17 protein-coding genes are annotated in these 18,860 nt (G+C 65.6%); 6 read left to right on the top strand and 11 right to left on the bottom strand.

The window, feature by feature from the left end:
* Positions 1 to 53 precede the first annotated feature (53 nt).
* Complete coding sequence (locus FYJ28_RS00665; RefSeq protein WP_154577938.1) at positions 54 to 704, bottom strand: MBL fold metallo-hydrolase; 651 nt, start codon at positions 702 to 704, stop codon at positions 54 to 56.
* A gap of 127 nt (positions 705 to 831) precedes the next feature.
* On the opposite strand from FYJ28_RS00665, the gene pdxR reads away from it, so the two are divergent.
* Positions 832 to 2,325 (top strand): MocR-like pyridoxine biosynthesis transcription factor PdxR, encoded by a 1,494-nt coding sequence (pdxR, locus tag FYJ28_RS00660; protein WP_154577937.1) that lies wholly within the window; start codon positions 832 to 834, stop codon positions 2,323 to 2,325.
* Between the two features lie 38 nt (positions 2,326 to 2,363).
* Here the strand turns inward: pdxR and uvrA are convergent, their stop codons facing one another.
* Entirely contained in the window at positions 2,364 to 4,838 is a 2,475-nt protein-coding gene (uvrA, locus tag FYJ28_RS00655; protein WP_154578175.1) for an excinuclease ABC subunit UvrA, read from the bottom strand.
* 165 nt (positions 4,839 to 5,003) lie between these two features.
* Between uvrA and FYJ28_RS00650 the strand changes: the two genes are divergently transcribed.
* From FYJ28_RS00650 to FYJ28_RS00640, 3 genes are read left to right on the top strand one after another with little or no spacing between them, the layout of a single operon-like run.
* Positions 5,004 to 5,495 carry a MarR family winged helix-turn-helix transcriptional regulator gene (locus FYJ28_RS00650; RefSeq protein WP_154577936.1) on the top strand — a complete coding sequence of 164 codons (492 nt, stop codon included), beginning with the start codon at positions 5,004 to 5,006 and terminating at the stop codon, positions 5,493 to 5,495.
* Between the two features lie 38 nt (positions 5,496 to 5,533).
* Positions 5,534 to 6,196 (top strand): maleylpyruvate isomerase family mycothiol-dependent enzyme, encoded by a 663-nt coding sequence (locus FYJ28_RS00645; RefSeq protein ID WP_154577935.1) that lies wholly within the window; start codon positions 5,534 to 5,536, stop codon positions 6,194 to 6,196.
* A gap of 54 nt (positions 6,197 to 6,250) precedes the next feature.
* Positions 6,251 to 6,541, top strand: a complete 291-nt coding sequence (locus FYJ28_RS00640) for a DUF4287 domain-containing protein (RefSeq protein ID WP_154577934.1) — start codon at positions 6,251 to 6,253, stop codon at positions 6,539 to 6,541.
* A 176-nt stretch (positions 6,542 to 6,717) separates the two neighbouring features.
* Here FYJ28_RS00640 and FYJ28_RS00635 read toward each other — a convergent pair whose 3' ends face one another.
* From FYJ28_RS00635 to FYJ28_RS00610, 6 genes are all read right to left on the bottom strand, one after another.
* Entirely contained in the window at positions 6,718 to 7,695 is a 978-nt protein-coding gene (locus tag FYJ28_RS00635; RefSeq protein WP_154577933.1) for an aldo/keto reductase, read from the bottom strand.
* 46 nt (positions 7,696 to 7,741) lie between these two features.
* Positions 7,742 to 8,059, bottom strand: a complete 318-nt coding sequence (locus tag FYJ28_RS00630; RefSeq protein WP_154577932.1) for a primase-like DNA-binding domain-containing protein — start codon at positions 8,057 to 8,059, stop codon at positions 7,742 to 7,744.
* Positions 8,060 to 8,101: 42 nt separating this feature from the next.
* Positions 8,102 to 8,965: an SDR family oxidoreductase gene (locus FYJ28_RS00625; protein ID WP_154577931.1), complete on the bottom strand. Its 864-nt coding sequence runs from the start codon at positions 8,963 to 8,965 to the stop codon at positions 8,102 to 8,104.
* Between the two features lie 42 nt (positions 8,966 to 9,007).
* Complete coding sequence (gene dxs, locus FYJ28_RS00620; protein WP_154577930.1) at positions 9,008 to 10,981, bottom strand: 1-deoxy-D-xylulose-5-phosphate synthase; 1,974 nt, start codon at positions 10,979 to 10,981, stop codon at positions 9,008 to 9,010.
* Positions 10,982 to 11,140: 159 nt separating this feature from the next.
* Positions 11,141 to 13,966: an aconitate hydratase AcnA gene (gene acnA, locus FYJ28_RS00615; protein ID WP_154577929.1), complete on the bottom strand. Its 2,826-nt coding sequence runs from the start codon at positions 13,964 to 13,966 to the stop codon at positions 11,141 to 11,143.
* Between the two features lie 300 nt (positions 13,967 to 14,266).
* Positions 14,267 to 15,619: a class I SAM-dependent RNA methyltransferase gene (locus FYJ28_RS00610; protein WP_154577928.1), complete on the bottom strand. Its 1,353-nt coding sequence runs from the start codon at positions 15,617 to 15,619 to the stop codon at positions 14,267 to 14,269.
* 140 nt (positions 15,620 to 15,759) lie between these two features.
* Here FYJ28_RS00610 and FYJ28_RS00605 point away from each other — a divergent pair, with 140 nt between their 5' ends.
* Positions 15,760 to 16,434 (top strand): potassium channel family protein, encoded by a 675-nt coding sequence (locus tag FYJ28_RS00605; RefSeq protein ID WP_055241643.1) that lies wholly within the window; start codon positions 15,760 to 15,762, stop codon positions 16,432 to 16,434.
* Positions 16,431 to 17,093: a potassium channel family protein gene (locus FYJ28_RS00600; protein WP_055241646.1), complete on the top strand. Its 663-nt coding sequence runs from the start codon at positions 16,431 to 16,433 to the stop codon at positions 17,091 to 17,093. The genes FYJ28_RS00605 and FYJ28_RS00600 overlap by 4 nt, the downstream gene beginning before the upstream one ends.
* Here the strand turns inward: FYJ28_RS00600 and FYJ28_RS00595 are convergent.
* The 3 genes from FYJ28_RS00595 to FYJ28_RS00585 are packed head-to-tail and all read right to left on the bottom strand — an operon-like array spanning position 17,090 to position 18,844.
* On the bottom strand, positions 17,090 to 17,794 hold the full coding sequence (locus tag FYJ28_RS00595; protein ID WP_055241648.1) for a DUF3159 domain-containing protein: 705 nt from the start codon (positions 17,792 to 17,794) through the stop codon (positions 17,090 to 17,092). The two genes, FYJ28_RS00600 and FYJ28_RS00595, sit on opposite strands and share 4 nt — an antisense overlap.
* Positions 17,791 to 18,147, bottom strand: coding sequence for a hypothetical protein (locus FYJ28_RS00590; protein WP_229780067.1), 357 nt, complete (start codon positions 18,145 to 18,147; stop codon positions 17,791 to 17,793). The genes FYJ28_RS00595 and FYJ28_RS00590 overlap by 4 nt, the downstream gene beginning before the upstream one ends.
* Complete coding sequence (locus tag FYJ28_RS00585; RefSeq protein WP_055241652.1) at positions 18,140 to 18,844, bottom strand: DUF3710 domain-containing protein; 705 nt, start codon at positions 18,842 to 18,844, stop codon at positions 18,140 to 18,142. The genes FYJ28_RS00590 and FYJ28_RS00585 overlap by 8 nt, the downstream gene beginning before the upstream one ends.
* Between the last annotated feature and the right edge of the window lie 16 nt (positions 18,845 to 18,860).

The raw sequence follows: 18,860 nt of genomic DNA, 5'->3' as shown, positions 1-18,860 counted from the left end.
CAGGGCCGGGCGGACGAAGCCGAGTTGGAACACTGCTTCACTCCGTCCCGGTCTCACCGTTCCGGATGAAGCTTGTCAGTGTTTTCGTGAAGCGGGGCAGCGGCCCAGGGAGTGTGCTCGTGAGTGATCCAGACGTGCTCGGGCTGCAGGGCACGGATCAGGAGCTGCCCTTCGGTCACGGGGTTGTCCAGTTCCCCGAACCAGACGGCGGTGTCGCCGGCGATGATCGTCGGCCGCTCCCCCGACTCTACGACGACGATCTGAGAACCGCGGGTGTGCCCTGGGGCCGGGAGGAGGCGGACTCTCGGAAGCAGTTCGAGTTCTCCGTCCACGGGCACATAATGCGTGCCGGGCGGGTCAACCCATTCTCGGATCGTGTAACCGTCCTCGGTACGGGCGTCGTCGAGTTCCTGACGCTGGACGTAGATCGGAATGCCGGGGAAGAGGTGATTCCCGCCGCAGTGGTCGAAGTGCAAATGGGTATTTACGACGATGTCTACGCTATCGAGATCGAATGCATGCTCGTTGAGCGGATGAGGTTGCGGGTCGAGGGAGGCGGCTGCGGGATGGATCTCGGTGAAGCCGCTGTCAACGAGAATCGTAGCCTCGGGATGTTCGATGAGGTGCACATAGACGGGCATCGGATAGCCCTCGGCGGTCAAATCGCCGACAAGAAGGGGCGTGATTTTGATTGATCCGTTCATGATTCCTATCCTTTCCGGACTTTGATCCGGGGTGCGATGTTCACACCCCAAAACTAAAAAACCCTCTGTGCAACGTGAAGGACCATTTGCCGACCCCTTGAGTGGACCATTTGGGTATGGTGAACGCATGGCTGTCGACTGGGCCAGTGGAGGGCCCGACCTCTTGGTAATGCTGCAGAATGGTGTTGCTCCGATCGGGGAGCAGATCCAGGACCAGCTGCGTGCGGCCATCCGTGAAAGACGGCTTGCCGCCGGCGAACGAATACCATCGTCGCGGCGCCTCGCGGAACTGCTCGGAGTCTCACGGGGGACGGTCGTAGACGCGTTCGGGCAGCTGGTGGCTGAAGGATACCTCGTGGCGGCTGTCGGCTCTGGAACGCGAGTCGCTGCTATTGACGGCGGACCTCTCCGCCAGCCGACCTCAGCCATCATCCCGACCGCGTCGAGTGCACCCCGGGCGGCCGAAATCGACTTTGGATACGGCATTCCCGATCTCGGTTCGGTGCCCCTCACTGATTGGAGTTGGGCCGTGTCGGAGGCGACCAGGACGCTTCCGAAAGCGGAGTTGGGTGATGCCATCCCGGCCGGTTCCAGACACCTAAGGGAGGTCGTCACCGCATACCATCGTCGTGTCCGGGCAGGTTGCGCTGTCGCTGAAGACGCGGTTATTGTCTCCGGGTTTCGCCAGGGGCTTACCTTTGTCCTCGCAACCCTGGTACGGCAGGGCGTCCAGCGGATCGCGCTCGAGGATCCCGGCCCGCGCGAGCATGACGTCATCGCCCGGCGGGCAGGCTTGGATGCGGTACCGGTTCCGGTCGACGAGGACGGCATCGATGTGGGCCACCTGCGACGAACTGGGGCGCGGGCTGTTCTGGTGACACCAGCCCATCAATGCCCGACCGGTGTCGCGCTCGGACCCTCACGGCGGCGCGAGCTGAGCGCCTGGGCAGACGACGTCGACGGGGTGATCCTCGAAGACGACTATGACGCTGAATTCCGCTACGACCGTCAGCCCGTCGGCTCCCTACAGGGACTCAACCCGCATCGCGTGGTCGCACTGGGATCGGTGAGTAAGACACTCGCCCCCGCAATCAGACTTGGTTGGGTGCTCGCACCGCAGCGATTCGTGTCTGGAATCGTCGAGGAGAAGCGACTCAGCAGTCGCGAAGCACCTGGTCTGGACCAGGAGGCCCTCGCGCTGCTCATGGAGACTGGGCGATTTGACCGTCATCTGCGGCGTATGAGGGAGAACTACCGTGCGCGCAGGGACGTCCTGACGGCCGAGGCGGAACGGGCGTTCGGCAGAGGGCGCTTGCGCGGAGTGGCTGCGGGCTGCCACGCCATGCTGGGCCTGCCCGACGGCGTATCCGAACTCGCCGTCGTATCGGCCGCGGCAGTCATAGGCGTCCGGGTCAACGGTCTGGGCAGCTACCGGTTCACGCCCCTGGCCACACAACCCCATCCGCCTCCGCTCCCGCCGGCCCTCGTGCTCGGATTCGGCAACCTCAACGAGCACCAAATCATCCGCGGAATCCGGGCACTCGCTGGAGTGCTTCAGCACGAGGCGGCCATTCCCGCAGATGGCCCACAACTTGAACGGAACAGCGCCCCGGACCCGTGAAGGCAGGCAGGGACATCAGGTCGGTTTCGGCCGCCCCATCAGAGCCGCTTCAGCGCACCAGCCAGGTACGGTGCGGTCCGCGACGCTTCGCAGGCAGCCACCTCCTCGGCGGTCCCGGCACAGATGATCCGGCCGCCGTCGTCGCCGCCCGCCGGTCCCATATCGATCACCCAGTCAGCAGAGGACACCACATTCATCGAGTGCTCCACCACCACCACGGTGTTTCCCGCGTCCACCAGCCGGTTCAGCTGGGCCAGCAGCAGTTGCACGTCCTGCGGGTGCAGACCTGTGGTCGGCTCGTCCAGTAGGTAGAGGGTGTGCCCGCGGCGGGCGCGCTGCAGTTCGGTGGCCAGCTTGATGCGCTGCGCCTCACCGCCGGACAGTTCCGTTGCCGGCTGGCCCAGCCGCAGGTAACCAAGGCCGACGTCGAGCAGGGTCCGCAGACTGCGGGCTGCGGCCGGAACATCGGCGAGGAACTCCGCCGCAGTCTCCACCCGCATGCCCAGGACATCTGCGATCGACTTGCCGCGGTAGGTGACCTCCAGCGTCTCCTCGTTGTACCGGACACCGTGGCAGTCCGGGCAGGGACCGTAGGTGCCGGGCAGGAACAGCAGTTCGACGGCGAGGAATCCCTCGCCCTGGCAGGTTTCGCATCGGCCGCCGGCAACGTTGAAGGAGAACCGTCCGGCGTTGTAGCCGCGGGCGCGCGCTTCGTCCGTACCTGCGTAGAGCCTGCGAACATTGTCGAACAGGCCGGTGTAGGTGGCCAGGTTCGAGCGCGGTGTCCGGCCGATAGGCCGCTGGTCCACCCGGACCAGCCGGTCCAGCTGCTCGAGTCCTTGAATGCGCCGCACCTGGACGCCGGGGTCGTCAGTGGCGTCCCGGGCTTCGTCGTCGTCCTCAGCTTCCGGCGGCGCGCCGTTGACCTGAGTGCCTACGGCTTCGGCGAGGACCTGGCTGACCAGGGTCGATTTACCGGATCCGGATACGCCGGTGACGGCGGTGAGCACGCCGAGCGGAATATCGGCGTCGAGCTCCCGCAGGTTGTGCCGCGAAATGCCCTTCAGCGACAGCCACCGCTCGGCCCGGCGCCGGGCGGGAACCGTATCCGCGGCTTCCCCGAAGAGGAACGGCCGGGTGGCGCTGTCCGGTACGTCTGCGAGTCCTGCCACCGGGCCGCTGTAGAGCACGGTGCCGCCGCCGTCGCCGGCCTGCGGACCGACGTCGACGATCCACTCGGCGCTGCGGACCACGTCCATGTTGTGCTCGACGACGAACACTGAGTTCCCGGCGTCCTTGAGCTCCTGCAGAACGGCCAGCAGCGGTTCGGCATCCGCCGGGTGCAGACCCGCTGACGGCTCATCCAGGACGTAAACGACGCCGAACAGGCCCGAGCGCAGCTGCGTGGCGATGCGCAGCCGCTGCATCTCCCCTGGCGAGAGCGTCGGGGTCGCGCGGGACAGGCTGAGGTAGCCCAGGCCCAGGGAGATCAGGATCTCCAGCCGGGATAGCAGGTCACGGGTGATGGTGACGGCAACCTCGGTGTCCTCGTTGGATGCCGCAGACCGGGAGGCAGTGCCCGCAGCCTTGAGTTCCGCCGTCGGCCGGATGATCTCGGCCAGCTCGCCGAGGGTTGCTCCGTTGAGCTCGGCGATGTTGCGGCCGGCGAAGGTGACGGCCAGTGCCTCAGGGCGCAGGCCTGCTCCTCCACAGACCGGGCAGGGACCGGACACCATGTATTCCAGGACCCGCTCGCGCATCTTCGCGCTGCCCGAATCGGCCAGGGTGTGCAGCACGTAGCTGCGGGCGCTCCAGAAGCGGCCCTTGTACGGTTTGGCTACGCGGTCGCGCTGCGGAGTGATGGTGACCACGGGCTGTTCCTCGGTGAAGAGGATCCAGTCACGGTCCTTCTTCGGCAGCTTCCGCCAGGGCACATCGACGTCGTAACCGAGGTGGATCAGGATGTCCCGCAGGTTCTTGCCCTGCCAGGCACCGGGCCAGGCAGCAATGGCCCCTTCACGGATAGTCAGGGACGGATCAGGGACCAGGGACTCCTCGGTGACGGTGTGGGCGACGCCCAGGCCGGAGCACTCGCGGCACGCGCCGGCAGCCGTGTTGGGTGAGAAGGCATCCGAATCCAGGCTGCCGGGCTCGGCGTCGGCCGGATAGGTGCCGCCGCGGGAGAAGAGCATCCGCATCGAGTTTGAAAGCGTGGTGAGCGTGCCAACCGTCGACCGCGAACTGGCCGTGCCTCGGCGCTGTTGGAGCGCGACGGCGGGGGGCAGGCCCGTGATGGCCTCCACCTTGGGATTGTGGCCCTGGGAGATCAGACGCCGCGCATACGGCGCAACCGATTCGAAGTACCGCTTCTGTGCCTCGGCGTAGATGGTTCCGAACGCCAGGGACGACTTGCCTGAGCCGGAGATTCCCGTGAACGCAACGATCGCGTCGCGGGGAATGTCGACGTCTACGCTGCGCAGGTTGTTTTCCTGGGCGCCGCGGACACGGACCATGCCGTTGCCCTCGGGGTCGGACGAGGAGCTGGGAGCGGACTGGGCAGCAGATACGGGTTTAGTGCTCACCCATCGACGCTAACAGGCAGCCTGCTTCCCAATCAGTGAATCGGGCTGGGTTTCACCAACGGCGTGATCAGCGCACAAACGGATAGGTTGGAATCTATGAAGGACCAGATAGAGCAGATCCTGGCTCAGTGGACAACGGAACGGCCGGATCTTGATGCCTCCCCCATGGCTGTCATCGGGCGGATCTCCCGGGTGTCCCGGAAGGTGGATACCCGGCTGGCGGCAACCTTCGCGAGGCATGGTCTTGACGCCGCTGCTTTTGATGTCCTGGCGACCCTGCGCCGGTCCGGCGCTCCGTACACCCTGAGCCCGTCAGAGCTGACGGCCAGCACCATGGTCACCTCAGCCGCCATCGCGCAGCGGCTGAACCGGCTGGAGGAACGGGGTTTGGTGTCCCGTACCAAAAACTCCTCGGACGGGCGGGGAAAGAAGGTGGCGCTCACAGCTGACGGCCTTGCGCTGGTTGAGCGGGCGCTGCCGGATCATCTGGCGACTGAGGAGAGCATCCTGGCGGGCCTCAGCTCCGAGGAGCGGAAGGCTCTCGCCGGACTGCTGGCTCGCATCGAGGAAACACTGGACCGGCAGTAGTCTGTACAACCTCCGCCCGCGCTGGTTGAGTACCGGGCATGAGATCCCGAAGCAGCTCTTCCGTCTGGCCGGCAGTGCACGAGGAACGACGCGCACTGATTGCGGATCTGGAGGACCTTCCGGACGATGTCTGGCAGACGCCGTCGCTGTGTCCCGGCTGGAGTGTCCACGACGTCCTCGCCCATCTGGTGGACACTGCGCTGACCACCCGGCTGGGTTTCCTGCGCGGCATGGTGAGGGCCCGCTTCGACTTTGACCGCAGCAATGCCGACGGCGTCCGAAAGCACCGCGGAAGCAGCCCCGCTGAAACCCTGGAGGCGTTTCGCTCGGTTCAGCACCGGACCAGCGGCCCCCCGGCGCCCCGCGCCACCCGACTGGTTGAAGCAGTGGTCCATGGTGAGGACATCCGCCGGCCGCTGGGGATTGTCCGCGGGTACCCCTTGGATGCTGTCGCCGTAGCCCTGGCCCACCAGGCGGCGGCTTCCGTGAGTATCGGCGGCGGCCGGGAACTGGTGGACGGCCTGCGGCTGGCGGCTGCCGACGGCCGTTTCCGGCACGGCGGCGGCGCCGAGGTCCGCGGGTCCTCCATCGCGCTGCTGCTCGCGGTCTCCGGACGGCCGGTCCGGGACGATGAGCTATCCGGGCCCGGAGCCGGAACACTGCGTGGACGCCTGTCAGCGCAGCTGTTCGGCAACCAGTGACGTCAACGATCTAGAATAGCCCGACCATCTTCCGTCCACCGTGAGGGGAACACAATGTCATTTCAGGCGTACCTGGACACTATCGAGAAAAAGACGGGGCGAACTCCCCGCCAGCTCGCGGACGAAGCCCGGGCAAAGGGTTTCGACGGGCCTGACGTTAAAGCCGGTGAAATCCTTGAATGGCTGAAGACCGATTACGGACTCGGCCGCGGCCACGGGATGGCGCTGGTGCACGTGATCCGGAACGGCCCCTCGATCGATGCCAGGCATGTGGGGACCTCCGGGCCGCACCAGGACGAATCCGACACGCTGTGGCTGGACGGGATCGCAACCAAACCTTCGTGAGGCGCCGGAGGGCACGGGGTTTCGAGCGCGAAGGCCACGGACAGCGCAGGCCGGAGGGCCCGGGGGAAGGCGGCTCTAATACTCCGTGCGAGCTCTGCGAGCAAAGGAGTTTCGTTGCCGCCGTCCCGGGCTCTCCGGCCGCCCAGGGCGGCACCGAGAGTGACGCCCAGGAACGCCTAGAACAGAGCAACCTTCGGGACCTGCGGGAAGATCCGGTCCAGTTCCTCAAGGTCCTTCTCCGATGGCACCCACGAGGCTGCTTCGGCGTTCTGCTGCACCTGCTCCGGTTTGGTGGCTCCGGCAATGACGGAAGAAACCGAGGGCCGGGAGGCCAGCCAGGAGAACGCCACCTGCACCTCGGTCAGGCCACGTTCCCGCGCGAACTCACCGAACTCACGGAGCTGGTCAAAGTCGGCGTTCTGCAGCAGGTTGGTGCGCGAGTGCGTCAGCCGGCTTCCCTCGGGTGCCTGACCGGAACTGTACTTGCCGGTGAGCAGGCCGTTGGCCAGCGGGAAGTACGGCAGCACCCCGAGCCCGTAGGCTTCGGCGGCGGGAGTGACTTCCAGTTCGGCACGGCGGTCCAGCAGGTTGTAGTGGTTCTGCGCCGAGATGAAGCGGGTGCTGCCCTTCATGCGGGCGGTGAACTCAGCTTCGGCGATCTGCCAGCCGGTGCGGTTGGAGTGGCCAATGTAGCGGACCTTGCCGCTGGTGACGAGGTCGTCCAGCGCCGCCAGAGTCTCATCGATCGGGGTCAGCGGGTCCGGGGTGTGGAACTGGTAGAGGTCGATCCAGTCCGTGCCCAGGCGGCGAAGGGAGGCTTCCACGGCGGTCACGATGTACTTGCGGGAGCCGCGGGCGCCGAAGTCGGGTCCGTTGGCGCCGTGCATGTCCATGCCGAACTTCGTGGCCAGGACAATGTCTCCGCGGCGGGATCCGAGGGCCTTGCCCAGCCGGGTTTCGCTCAGGCCGGGTTCGGCACCGTAGGTGTCGGCAGTATCAAAGAGGGTGATGCCGGCGTCGATCGCGGCATGGACGACGGCGTCTGTCCCCTCCTGGGATTCGGTGACGGTACCCGTTCGGCCGAGGTTGTTACAGCCCAGGCCGACGGAGGAAACGGTCAGCCCGGAATTGCCAAGTCTGTTGTAGGTGGTCATCCTGCCACGCTATCAATTGCCGCCGCGCAGCCGGGGCCGCGACAGACTAGGAGCCGAAGGTGCTCATGGGACCGTTCGGGCTGGGAGGCTTATCCGTTTCCAGGATGTACTGGATTGGAATTGGCCCCGTGGGAAGCATCCCGGGATAAATGCTCTCGTGGTTGCGGCGGCGGGGATAGTTACCACTCTGCCGCAGCCGGCGTGAAAACGAGTTCGAGGACACGGGGTCCAGCTGGCCCTGCTCACACCAGATGATGTACATCCCGTACAGGTCCGCCGCGGGGGTGGCTTCGCTCTCGCTGAGGCCGGTGATGGTGCATTCCTGCAGAAAGTCCTCGACGGGACCGGATTGTGCCTGTTCCATACTGTTGACACTAGCCACGCCGCCTGCGGGTGGGAAGAGCCGCTAAGGTGAACTCTTCCCTTCGCTGCGCAGGTAATCCTCAAAGCTCTCCGGCGCCACACCGGTGAGTTCCGCGACGTCATCACTGACCCGGTCCATCTCCCCGGTGGCGATGGCTGCGTAGCTGGTCGCCCAGGCAACGGCCTGCCACTGCGTGGCCCCCGCCGCGAGGCGTGATTCAACGGCTTCGTCCAGGGACTCGGCGTAGTAAGTGATGCGCTCCCCTGTCACGCGCGAGAGGATCTCGGCTACCTCCGCCATGGACAGGGACTGGGGCCCGGTCAGCGTGTAGGTCCGGTGGGCATGCGGCACGGGATCGGCCAGGATCCGGGCAGCCGCCCGCGCGACGTCGGTTCGCGCCACGGGCGCGAACCTCCCGTCAGCGGCGGGGCCGCTGATGACGCCGTCGCGCCCGACGAAGGACGGCAGGATGTCCTGGTAGAAGGCGTCGCGCAGGAACGTGTACGCCAGGCCGCGCTCCTTGATGTACTGCTCGGTGTCCCAGTGGTCCCGGCCCAGGGTGAAGACGTCGTTCTCCGCAGCGCCCATAAAGGACGTGTAGACAATGTGCTCCACCCCGGCGTCGACGGCGGCATCCACGAACGTGCGCTGGTCCTGTGCCCGGTACGGGTTCTCCGCCGCGGACACCATAAACAGGGTCTGCGTTCCGCGCAGCGCACGTTCGGCATGCTCCCTGTCCGCATAGGAGACTGCGAATGTTGGGGTATCCGGCTGCTGCGGGATCCGCGCCGTATGCCGTGCCAGCAGGCGGACCGGGATACCGGCGTCACCCAGCAGACGTGCGACCATACCGCCAAGTGCACCGGTGGCTCCGGTGACGGCGAGAGGAGGGAGGTTGTTCGGCATAAAAGCCACCTGCTTTCCTTTGCCCCGCCGGGCCTGCGGGGCTTACTTGATCTTGGGTATCTGTCCTGTGGGCGCCTGCTGCCCGGGCAGCGGACGGGCGAAGGGAACCTTGGTTCCCAGCACCTGCGCTACGACGTCGTTGGCTACCTGGCGGGCTGTGAGGCCCACCCGCTCCAGGACTTCGGCCCGCGTGCCGTGGTCAAGGAACTCGACCGGCAGGCCAACCTCGTTGAGTGCGGTGTCCACGCCGGCGGCCCGCATTTCCTGGCGGATCCGGGAACCCACTCCCCCGGCCCGCACGCCATCCTCGATCACGATCACGATCCGGTGCTCGGCTGCCATGCGCACGATTGACCGCGGCACGGGCAACACCCACCTGGGGTCCACCACCGTTGAACTGATGCCCTGGTCGCCAAGCCGGTCAGCAACCTCAAGCGCCATTTCCGCCATCGCGCCGACACTGACAATCAGCACGTCGTTGCTGGCGTCACCGGAGGGGCGGCGGGCCAGGATGTCCACACCGTCCTCGGTGCGTTCCTCGGCATCGACGTCGGGCCCCACGGTTCCCTTGGAGAAGCGCACCACGCTGGGTGCGTCGGAGATGGCCACGGCTTCGCGCAGTTCTTCGCGCAGCCGGGTGGCATCCCGCGGCGCGGAAAGGTGCAGCCCCGGGACGATCTGCAGCATGGACATGTCCCACATGCCGTGGTGGCTGGCGCCGTCGGGCCCGGTCACTCCGGCACGGTCCAGGACAATCGTCACCCCGGCTTTGTGCAGGGCAACGTCCATCAGCAGCTGGTCGAACGCGCGGTTCAGGAAGGTGGCATACAGTGCGACTACGGGATGGAGCCCGCCGTAGGCCATCCCGGCTGCAGAAGTCAGTGCGTGCTGTTCGGCAATGCCGACGTCGAACACCCGGTCCGGATGCCGTTCGGCGAACCGGTGCAGGCCCACGGGGATGAGCATTGCGCCGGTGATCCCGACGATGTCCTTGCGTTCATCGGCGATGTCCGCGATCTCGGTGGCGAAGACGGAGGTCCAGGACTGCTTGCCGCCGGCGGCGACGGGCGCACCTGTTTCAGGATCGATCACGCCAACTGCGTGGAACTGGTCTTCGACGTGTGCACGGGCCGGAGCGTAGCCGTGGCCCTTCTCGGTGATCGCGTGAACGATCACGGGTCCGCCGTAGTTCTTGGCCTTCTCCAGTGCCTGCTCTACCGCACCAAGGTCGTGCCCGTCGATCGGCCCAACGTACTTCATGCCCAGGTCCTCGAAGAGCCCCTGCGGGGCCCACCAGTCCTTGATGCCCTTCTTGGCTGCATGCAGGCTGTGGTAGGTAAAACGGCCCACCGGGCCGGCGCTCTGCAGGCGGCCCTTCCACCAGTCCATGGTGTTCTCGTACATCTTGTGCGTGCGCACGGCATCAATGGTGGGACGCAGTGAGGCGAGGTAATCGGCAACGCCGCCGATGGTCGGGGCGTAGGAACGGCCGTTGTCGTTGACGACGATCACCACACGACGCCGCTGGTCGGCAGCGATGTTGTTCAGGGCTTCCCAGGCCATGCCTCCGGTAAGGGCGCCGTCGCCCACCATGACGACCGTGTAGCGGTCGCCTTCTCCGTTCAGCTGGCGGGCACGGGAAATTCCGTCAGCCCAGGAAAGCGAGGAGGAAGCGTGGGAGCTCTCAACAATGTCATGGACTGATTCGGCCCGTGACGGGTATCCGGAGAGGCCGCCCTGCTGGCGCAGCGTGGAGAATTCCTGGCGGCCGGTCAGGATCTTGTGTACGTAGGACTGGTGCCCGGTGTCAAAGACAATGCTGTCCCGCGGGGAGTCGAATACCCGGTGAATGCCCATCGTCAGTTCAACGACGCCCAGGTTTGGTCCCAGATGCCCGCCGGTCTGGGCGACATTCGTGATGAGGAAGGAGCGGATTTCCTCGGCCAGGGCTGAGAGCTGGGAGCTGCTCAGCTTGCTGAGGTCCCGCGGATCACGGATGGTTTCCAGAAGTCCCAAGAGGGCGCCTCCCTTGCGTCTTAGGCAACGGGCAAACGCACCGTCACAGCTTTTAACTCTAACGCCTGCCCCGCGCCCCGGGTTTCCACCAAACGCAAAACGCCCCGTTTCCTTCCATCCGGAAGGAAACGGGGCGCTGAGCTTAGCGGCTGTGCAGGCCTACTTTGCCGAAATCTGGCGAAGCACGTACTGCAGGATGCCGCCGTTGCGGTAGTAGTCAGCCTCACCCGGGGTATCGATGCGCAGGACAGCATCGAAGGTGATGGCTTCACCGTTCTCCGGCACCGCGGTGACCTTGACGGTCTTCGGGGTGTTGCCGTTGTTGAGTTCGGTGACGCCTTCAACGGAGAAGGTTTCCGTACCGCTCAGGCCCAGGGACTCGGCGTTGACGCCGACCGGGTACTGCAGCGGAAGGACGCCCATGCCAATGAGGTTGGAGCGGTGGATACGTTCGTAGCTCTCGGCGATGACAGCCTTGACGCCCAACAGTGCGGTGCCCTTTGCTGCCCAGTCACGGGAAGAACCGGAACCGTACTCCTTGCCGGCCAGGACAACCAGCGGAGTGCCGGCGGCCTGGTAGTTCACCGATGCGTCGTACACGGTGTTCTGCGGGGCATCGGGCTGCGTGAAGTCACGGGTGAAACCGCCTTCCACGCCGTCCAGGAGCTGGTTCTTGATGCGGATGTTCGCGAAGGTACCGCGGATCATCACCTCGTGGTTGCCTCGGCGGGAACCGTACGAGTTGAAGTCCTTGCGGGCCACGCCGTGCTCCAGCAGGTACTTGCCTGCCGGGGTGTCCGACTTGAAGGAACCGGCCGGGGAGATGTGGTCGGTGGTGACCGAATCGCCCAGCTTGAGCAGCACACGGGCACCTTCGATGTCCGTGACGGGCTCCGGCTGTGCCTTCATGCCCTCGAAGTACGGGGGCTTCCGCACGTACGTGGACTCCGAATCCCATTCGAAGGTTGCGCCTTCGGGGGTCGGCAGGGACTTCCAGCGGTCGTCACCTTCGAAGATGGTGGCGTAGGAATCCGTGAACATTTCCTGGCTGATGGACGCGTCGATGATCTCCTGGACCTCGGACGGGTTCGGCCAGATGTCCTTCAGGAAGATGTCGTTGCCTTCGGAGTCCTGGCCCAGCGGGTCATTCTCGAAGTCGAAGTCCATGGAACCGGCCAGTGCGTAGGCGACCACCAGCGGCGGGGAAGCCAGGTAGTTCATCTTCACGTCCGGGTTGATGCGGCCTTCGAAGTTGCGGTTGCCCGAGAGCACTGCGGTGACGGCCAGGTCGGCTTCGTTAATCGCGGTGGAGATTTCATCTTCCAGCGGACCGGAGTTGCCGATGCAGGTGGCGCAGCCGTAACCGACAACGAAGAAGCCAAGCTTCTCCAGGTACGGGATCAGGCCGGACTTCTCGTAGTAGTCGGTGACTACCTTGGAACCCGGAGCAATCGAGGTCTTGACCCAAGGCTGGGCGACGAGGCCCTTTTCGACGGCGTTGCGTGCCAGTACGGCAGCGGCCATCATCACTGAAGGGTTGGACGTGTTGGTGCAGGAGGTGATCGAGGCGATCGTCACGGCTCCGTGGTCCAGCTCGAAGCTGCGGCCGTCCGGCATGGTGACGGGAACCTTGTTCACCGAACGCTCGGCAGGCGCGTCTGATTCCTTGACCAGGTCGTGTTCCTTGTCCTGGATCTTGGTGCTGCCCTCGGCGAAGGACGGGGCGTCCGAGGCCGGGAAGGTCTCTTCCAGTGCCTCGTCAACGGTGCCGTTCTCGGCCTCAACGCTCTCGTGCACGTAGTTCTTGAGGTCGGCACGGAACTGCTGCTTGGCGTTCGTGAGCTCGACGCGGTCCTGCGGACGCTTTGGGCCGGCGATCGAGGGAACAACAGTGGAGAGGTCCAGCTCGAGGTACTCGGAGTACTTGATTTCCTTGGACGGGTCGTGCCAGAGGCCCTGCTCCTTGGCGTAGGCCTCAACGAGGGCTACGTTCTCCTCGGAGCGGCCGGTGAGGCGCAGGTAGTCCAGGGTCACGTCGTCGATCGGGAAGATCGCGGCGGTGGAACCGAACTCGGGGCTCATGTTGCCGATGGTGGCGCGGTTGGCCAGCGGCACGGAGGCTACGCCTTCGCCGTAGAACTCAACGAACTTGCCGACGACGCCGTGCTTGCGCAGCATCTCGGTGATGGTGAGGACGACGTCGGTGGCCGTGGCGCCGGCCGGGATTTCACCGGTGAGCTTGAAGCCGACAACACGCGGGATGAGCATGGAGACAGGCTGGCCGAGCATTGCTGCTTCGGCTTCGATGCCGCCAACGCCCCAGCCGAGCACGCCCAGGCCGTTGACCATGGTGGTGTGGGAGTCGGTACCGACACAGGTATCCGGGTAGGCCCGCAGGACGCCGTCAACTTCGCGTGTCATAACCGTACGGGCCAGGTACTCGATGTTGACCTGGTGGACAATGCCCATTCCCGGGGGGACAACCTTGAAGTCGTCGAATGCGGTCTGGCCCCAGCGCAGGAACTGGTAACGCTCGCCGTTGCGCTGGTATTCGATCTCCATGTTGCGCTCGAGGGCGCCGGCGTTGCCGAAAGCATCGATCTGCACGGAGTGGTCGATGACCATTTCGGCCGGTGCCAGCGGGTTCACGCGCTTGGGATCGCCGCCGAGGTCGGCAACGGCTTCACGCATGGTTGCCAGGTCAACGATGCAGGGAACACCGGTGAAGTCCTGCATGATCACGCGGGCAGGCGTGAACTGGATTTCGGTGCTGGGCTCTGCGTTGGCATCCCACTTGGCCAGTGCACGGACGTGGTCCGCAGTGATGTTGGCACCGTCTTCGGTGCGCAGCAGGTTCTCCAGCAGAACCTTGAGGCTGAACGGAAGGCTCTGGGCGCCCTCGACGGAATTCAGCCGGAAAATTTCATACTCGTTCCCGCCGACGTTCAAGACGCCTTTGGAACCGAAGCTGTCCACATTACTCATAACAGGACTCCTCTCGCCACCGTTTTATCTTTGTCCAGTGATCCGCCGCACGCTAGTTAGGATTTCCTAACCGGCACAGCTGTTGGGCCCGGCCGGGAAATGGTGGGTGATTTCCCGGGCTGGCTAGTCCCCCCTGCCGTGCAAACGTTCCAGCGGGAATCCCTACGGCACGGAGCCGGACAACTGCTCCCATCCTAGCCGGATACGCGCCTGCCGGACCTGATCACCGCGCCGGGGTGGAAGCATAACGCTCGCCACATCCCGCCGCGGTGTCCCTGGCCGGCAGCCGCGGGCGCCGCGCTACGGCCGGTTAAGTACGGCGAAGGACTCCATGTGATGGGTGTGCGGGTACAGGTCGAAGACGCGCAGGGTGTCCAGTTCCCAGCCCGCTTCGCGGAACCAGGCAAGGTCACGGGCGAAGGATGCGGGATCGCAGGAGACGTACCCGATGGCACGCGGACCGGCAGCCGATACCTGGTCGACTACAGTCCGGCCCGCGCCGGTGCGCGGCGGATCCAGAAGTACGACGTCGAGCCCTCCTTCGCGGGTCCGCAGGACACGGTCCACCCTGCCCTGCACCACTTCGACCTGACCGGCGGCGAAAAGGTTCTTGCGAGCATCCCGGCTTGTCCCGGGTGAGCCCTCAACGGAGAGCACATGCCCTGAGGGGCCCGCGGCATCGGCCAGCGGAGCGGTGAAGAGGCCTGCACCGGCAAAGAGGTCGGCAACCCGTTCGCCTTCCTGGACCTGCAGTCCGGACAGAGCGGCCGAGGTCAGGACTTCGGGGGCACTGCGGTGGATCTGCCAGAAACCTGCACCGGTGACCCGGTATTCGTGTCCGGCTGCATGCTCACGCACCCACGTCCGTCCCCGCAGGCGGGTCAGTTCATGGTTTTCGGGATCCCACGCTGCCACGGAGACGGTTTCTCCTGCACCGGCGTCAGCCGCCGCTCCCACCTCGGATGCAATCCGCGCCAGCGTCCTGGGATGGGTTCCGGCTGACGGGATGAGAAGGACCAGCGGAGGCCCGCCAGCCGCAGGAGCTGCAACCTCAACGCGGTCCGCACCGGTGAAATCCACTTCCCAGAGGCTAAGGGCATTGATGGCGGCAGAGGCCAGGGGCATTTCCTGGACCGGAACAAGGTCATCGGACCGGTGCGGGTGCATCGCCAGCCGGCCGCCGGGAGCCACGGAGAAGCTCGCCCGGGTACGCCAGCCGAGGCCGTCCGGGTTCTCATCCGCAGGCACCTCTACGGATATTTCCCGCTCAACGCCCCCCAGCCGCTTGAGCTGTTCAGCGAAGATCCCGGCCTTAAGCCGGCGCTGCTCGCCGAGCTCGATGTGGCCGAACTCGGCGCCGCCTACGGGCAGCCGGCCGCGGGATCCGGCTTTGAGCGCATCGGCGGGCGCCCAGAAGTGCGCCACGCGCGAAGGCGAGGCTTCCAGGACCTCCACAGTGTCGGCACGCCAGAACTTAGCCTTTGGACCGGCGTCCGTCAGCCGTGCACGCACTCGCTCCCCGGGCAGCGCGTGGCGGACAAACACCACGCGGCCTTCGTGCCGGGCAACGAAGTGCCCGCCGTGTGCGGCAGGGCCGACAGTCAGTTCAAGCTCGCGGGGCGGATTCATTTCGGGCAGGTTTTCGCGGGTCATTGTGCGTTCGAACTTCCGTGTTGGTGCTAAAACACCATCACACCACGATTTCGGGCCGCTGCCGGACTATGCTTTCCTTTGGCCCGGAGCGGGATACGGCAGTATGCGGGGAATCCCGCTTGAACATGAGGTAGGACACGGTGGCCCATTACGTGATCATGGGGTGCGGAAGGGTTGGCGCCATGCTGGCGCACACCCTGGACAATGCCGGACACTCGGTGGCGGTCATCGACCAGGATCCCCAGGCTTTCCGGCGCCTGCGCCCGGCCTTCACCGGAAGCCGCGTCACCGGCGTCGGATTTGACCGCACCACACTTGAACAGGCGGGAATCGAGGAGGCGTACGCGTTCGCGGCGGTTTCGAGCGGCGACAATTCGAACATCCTCTCCACCCGGGTGGCACGTGAGACGTTCCATGTTCCGCACGTGGTTGCACGGATCTACGATCCCGGCCGCGCCGAGATCTACCAGCGCCTGGGTATTCCTACGGTCGCAGCCGTGCGCTGGAGCGCAGACCAGGTGCTGCGGCGGATCCTGCCCGAACAGAGCATCAACGGGGATTTCCGTGAGTCCTCAGGCAGGCTCATCCTGGGCGAACTGTCGCTGGATCCGTCCTGGCTGGGCCGGCCCCTTCATGAGGTGGAAGCCGCAGCAGGGGTCCGCATTGCCTACCTGACCCGCTTCGGCGAAGGGGTGCTCCCCCGCCCGGATACCAGTTACCAGCAGGGCGACGTCCTGCACGCCATGATGCACGTTGAACGAACCGCGGAGATCAGCCGGGTGCTCTCGGCTCCGCCGGCAAAGGAGAATCCGTGAAGGTTGTGATTGCCGGCGCAGGCAGCGTTGGATCCTCGATCGCCAAGGAACTGCTCTCCCACGGGCACGATGTCCTGCTGATCGATGAGAAGCCGGGCACCGAGGGGCGCAGCGAGCTCGACGGCGCTTCCTGGCTGATCGGCGACGCCTGCGAACTCTCCACCTTGAAGGACGCAAAGCTGGATCTGGCTGACGTAGTTGTCTCCGCCACCGGTGATGACAAGGTGAACCTCGTCGTCTCGCTGCTGGCAAAGACCGAGTTCGGCGTGGCCAGGACCGTGGGACGGGTCAACAATCCCAAGAACGACTGGATGTTCGACGATTCCTGGGGCGTGGATGTTGCCGTCAACACTCCTCGGCTGATGACCGCGCTGGTGGAAGAGGCCGTGGAGGTCGGCGACCTGGTGCGCCTGCTGACCCTGCAGACCGGTGTCTCCTCGATGGTGGAGTTCACCGTGCCGGGCGCTTCGCCGATGGTCGGTGCCCGGGTGGGCTCCGTACCGTGGCCGCAGGACTCAACGCTGGTGGCGATCCTGCGGGACGACGCTCCGATCACGCCCAGTGCCGACGACGTGGTTGAAGGCGGCGACGAGCTCTTCTTCGTCACCACCATCGCCGCGGAAGATGAACTGCGTGACCTGCTGGCCCCGAAGGACTAGGGTTCGCGGACCGCAACCGGCCGGGAAATGACCCAGGCCAGCCAAAGGCCCAGTGCGTAGAGAGGCACTCCCATTGCCAGGCGCATGGTGCCAAGGGCCGCAACGTTGTCCGCAAGGTAGAGCGGCAGCTGCACGGCAAGGCGCAGCGCGAAAACGGAGATGATGATCCAGGTGGCCAGGGTGTAGGACCGCAGCCGCTTTGGCTCGTTGCGCCAGGACACGTTTTCCCCGCGGATAAACCCGAACAGCAGTCCGGCCACTGGCCACTTGACCGCCACGGAAATGATGAACGCCAGGATGTACGCGCCGTTGAGGTAGAAACCGGGCAGAAAGAACGTGGTTCCGCTTCCGCTGCGCAGGGCAAACACTGCACAGATGGCGACGCCGATGACTCCGGTGAGCGACTGCACCAGCGGCCGCTTCTGCACAAGGTTGGCGGCGGCGAAGGCGCCTGCGGCGACCACGGCGGCACCCAGCGAGAGATACAGGCCGGACGTAATGGTGTAGAGCAGCGTGAACAGCAGGCCGGGAAGAATCGCCTCCGCCAGTCCGCGGACTCCCCCTACCGACTTCAGGACATCAATCTGTCCGTCATCTCCGCGCTCGACGCCGGAGCGTGCGGCGTACTGGCCCGCCAGCTCACTCATCGAAGGCTGGCCGTCGGGACGGCCCTTTCCTTCAGACTCTGGGCTGGTGTTCATAGCTGGCCTTCCGGACGTCCAATGATTTCGTAACGGGGGTTGAAGACGGTGGGCTGCCCGCCGACACTGCACACCATCCCTTCGAACGCTACCTGAGTCCCGGCGACGATGCCGGGGATGCGCCGCTGACCGATCCAGACCAGACGGACCCGGCGACGCGCCTGCGCCGCAGCCGGATCCCGGTAAGCGCCCTGCAGGTCGCCCAGCACGGCCGTAAAGCGCGGAGCGGCATCAGCGGGCACCAGAGTGACTGACTCCACGTAGCCGCTGCTGTGTGCCCGCCCGCGTTCGGGGAGATCGGCGATCCGCAGCCGGGCGGATGCTCCGGCCACCGGCGGCATGCGCTTAGCCAATGGTGGTGATTTCCGGTCCGCGCTGCGGCGGCTCCGGCTTCGATGCTTCCTCGCCGCGCTTCGGCAGCGGAGAGGCATCGCGCGGCAGCGTCAGCTGCAGCAGGTCCCGTGGCGGCAGCGGGGCGTCGCCGCGGACCACCACAACGTTGCGGAAGACATCTTCCAGCGGGGCGGCTGCGTCCGGGTTCATCGCTGCCGGGCCGCCGAAGACACCGCGCAGGAACCAGCGCGGACCGTCGACCCCCACGAAGCGTGCCACCCGGTAGCCCTTGGACCCGTCCTGGGCCTGGGCCGGCACACGGGCCAGCAGCTCGGTCCCGAGCCTGCCCTCGAGTTCATCAGCTGTGCCGCCCTGGGAAGAAACGGACTTCACGATCTGCCCGCGGATCTCATCCCAGAGTGTTTCCGACTTCGGCGCAGCGAAGGCCTGCAGCTGGAGGCTGGACCCGTCCATGTCCAGGGTCACGGCGACAACGCGCTTGGTCTTCTCCTCGACTTCAAGCCGGAGGGCAAGTCCCTGCGTCGCGGCGATGCGGAGCGCGCCGAGGTCCACGTAGCCGTCCTCGGAGGGACGGTCGGCGACGTCGAAGGGTCCGTGCTCGGGACCGCCGTCAGCGGCGCTTCCGCCGTCTGCTTCCTCTGCCCCGGGCACGTAGCCGGATTCCGCCCGGTCTTTCCTGCGGCGTCCAAATGCCATCGCCTGATCCTCTTTC

It is taken from the genome of Arthrobacter sp. BL-252-APC-1A (assembly GCF_009696625.1).
In the GTDB taxonomy this organism is placed as follows: domain Bacteria; phylum Actinomycetota; class Actinomycetes; order Actinomycetales; family Micrococcaceae; genus Arthrobacter_B.
The sequence above is the reverse complement of the archived record's forward strand: the minus strand, read 5'-3'. Positions and strand labels throughout refer to the sequence as shown.

Excerpts from the sequence above, each read along its gene's own strand:
- FYJ28_RS00665 (WP_154577938.1), bottom strand. The coding sequence starts at position 704 with ATGAACGGATCAATCAAAATCACGCCCCTTCTTGTCGGCGATTTGACC.
- pdxR (WP_154577937.1), top strand. The coding sequence starts at position 832 with ATGGCTGTCGACTGGGCCAGTGGAGGGCCCGACCTCTTGGTAATGCTG.
- uvrA (WP_154578175.1), bottom strand. The coding sequence starts at position 4,838 with ATGGTCCGTGTCCGCGGCGCCCAGGAAAACAACCTGCGCAGCGTAGAC.
- FYJ28_RS00650 (WP_154577936.1), top strand. The coding sequence starts at position 5,004 with ATGAAGGACCAGATAGAGCAGATCCTGGCTCAGTGGACAACGGAACGG.
- FYJ28_RS00645 (WP_154577935.1), top strand. The coding sequence starts at position 5,534 with ATGAGATCCCGAAGCAGCTCTTCCGTCTGGCCGGCAGTGCACGAGGAA.
- FYJ28_RS00640 (WP_154577934.1), top strand. The coding sequence starts at position 6,251 with ATGTCATTTCAGGCGTACCTGGACACTATCGAGAAAAAGACGGGGCGA.
- FYJ28_RS00635 (WP_154577933.1), bottom strand. The coding sequence starts at position 7,695 with ATGACCACCTACAACAGACTTGGCAATTCCGGGCTGACCGTTTCCTCC.
- FYJ28_RS00630 (WP_154577932.1), bottom strand. The coding sequence starts at position 8,059 with ATGGAACAGGCACAATCCGGTCCCGTCGAGGACTTTCTGCAGGAATGC.
- FYJ28_RS00625 (WP_154577931.1), bottom strand. The coding sequence starts at position 8,965 with ATGCCGAACAACCTCCCTCCTCTCGCCGTCACCGGAGCCACCGGTGCA.
- acnA (WP_154577929.1), bottom strand. The coding sequence starts at position 13,966 with ATGAGTAATGTGGACAGCTTCGGTTCCAAAGGCGTCTTGAACGTCGGC.
- FYJ28_RS00610 (WP_154577928.1), bottom strand. The coding sequence starts at position 15,619 with ATGACCCGCGAAAACCTGCCCGAAATGAATCCGCCCCGCGAGCTTGAA.
- FYJ28_RS00595 (WP_055241648.1), bottom strand. The coding sequence starts at position 17,794 with ATGAACACCAGCCCAGAGTCTGAAGGAAAGGGCCGTCCCGACGGCCAG.
- FYJ28_RS00585 (WP_055241652.1), bottom strand. The coding sequence starts at position 18,844 with ATGGCATTTGGACGCCGCAGGAAAGACCGGGCGGAATCCGGCTACGTG.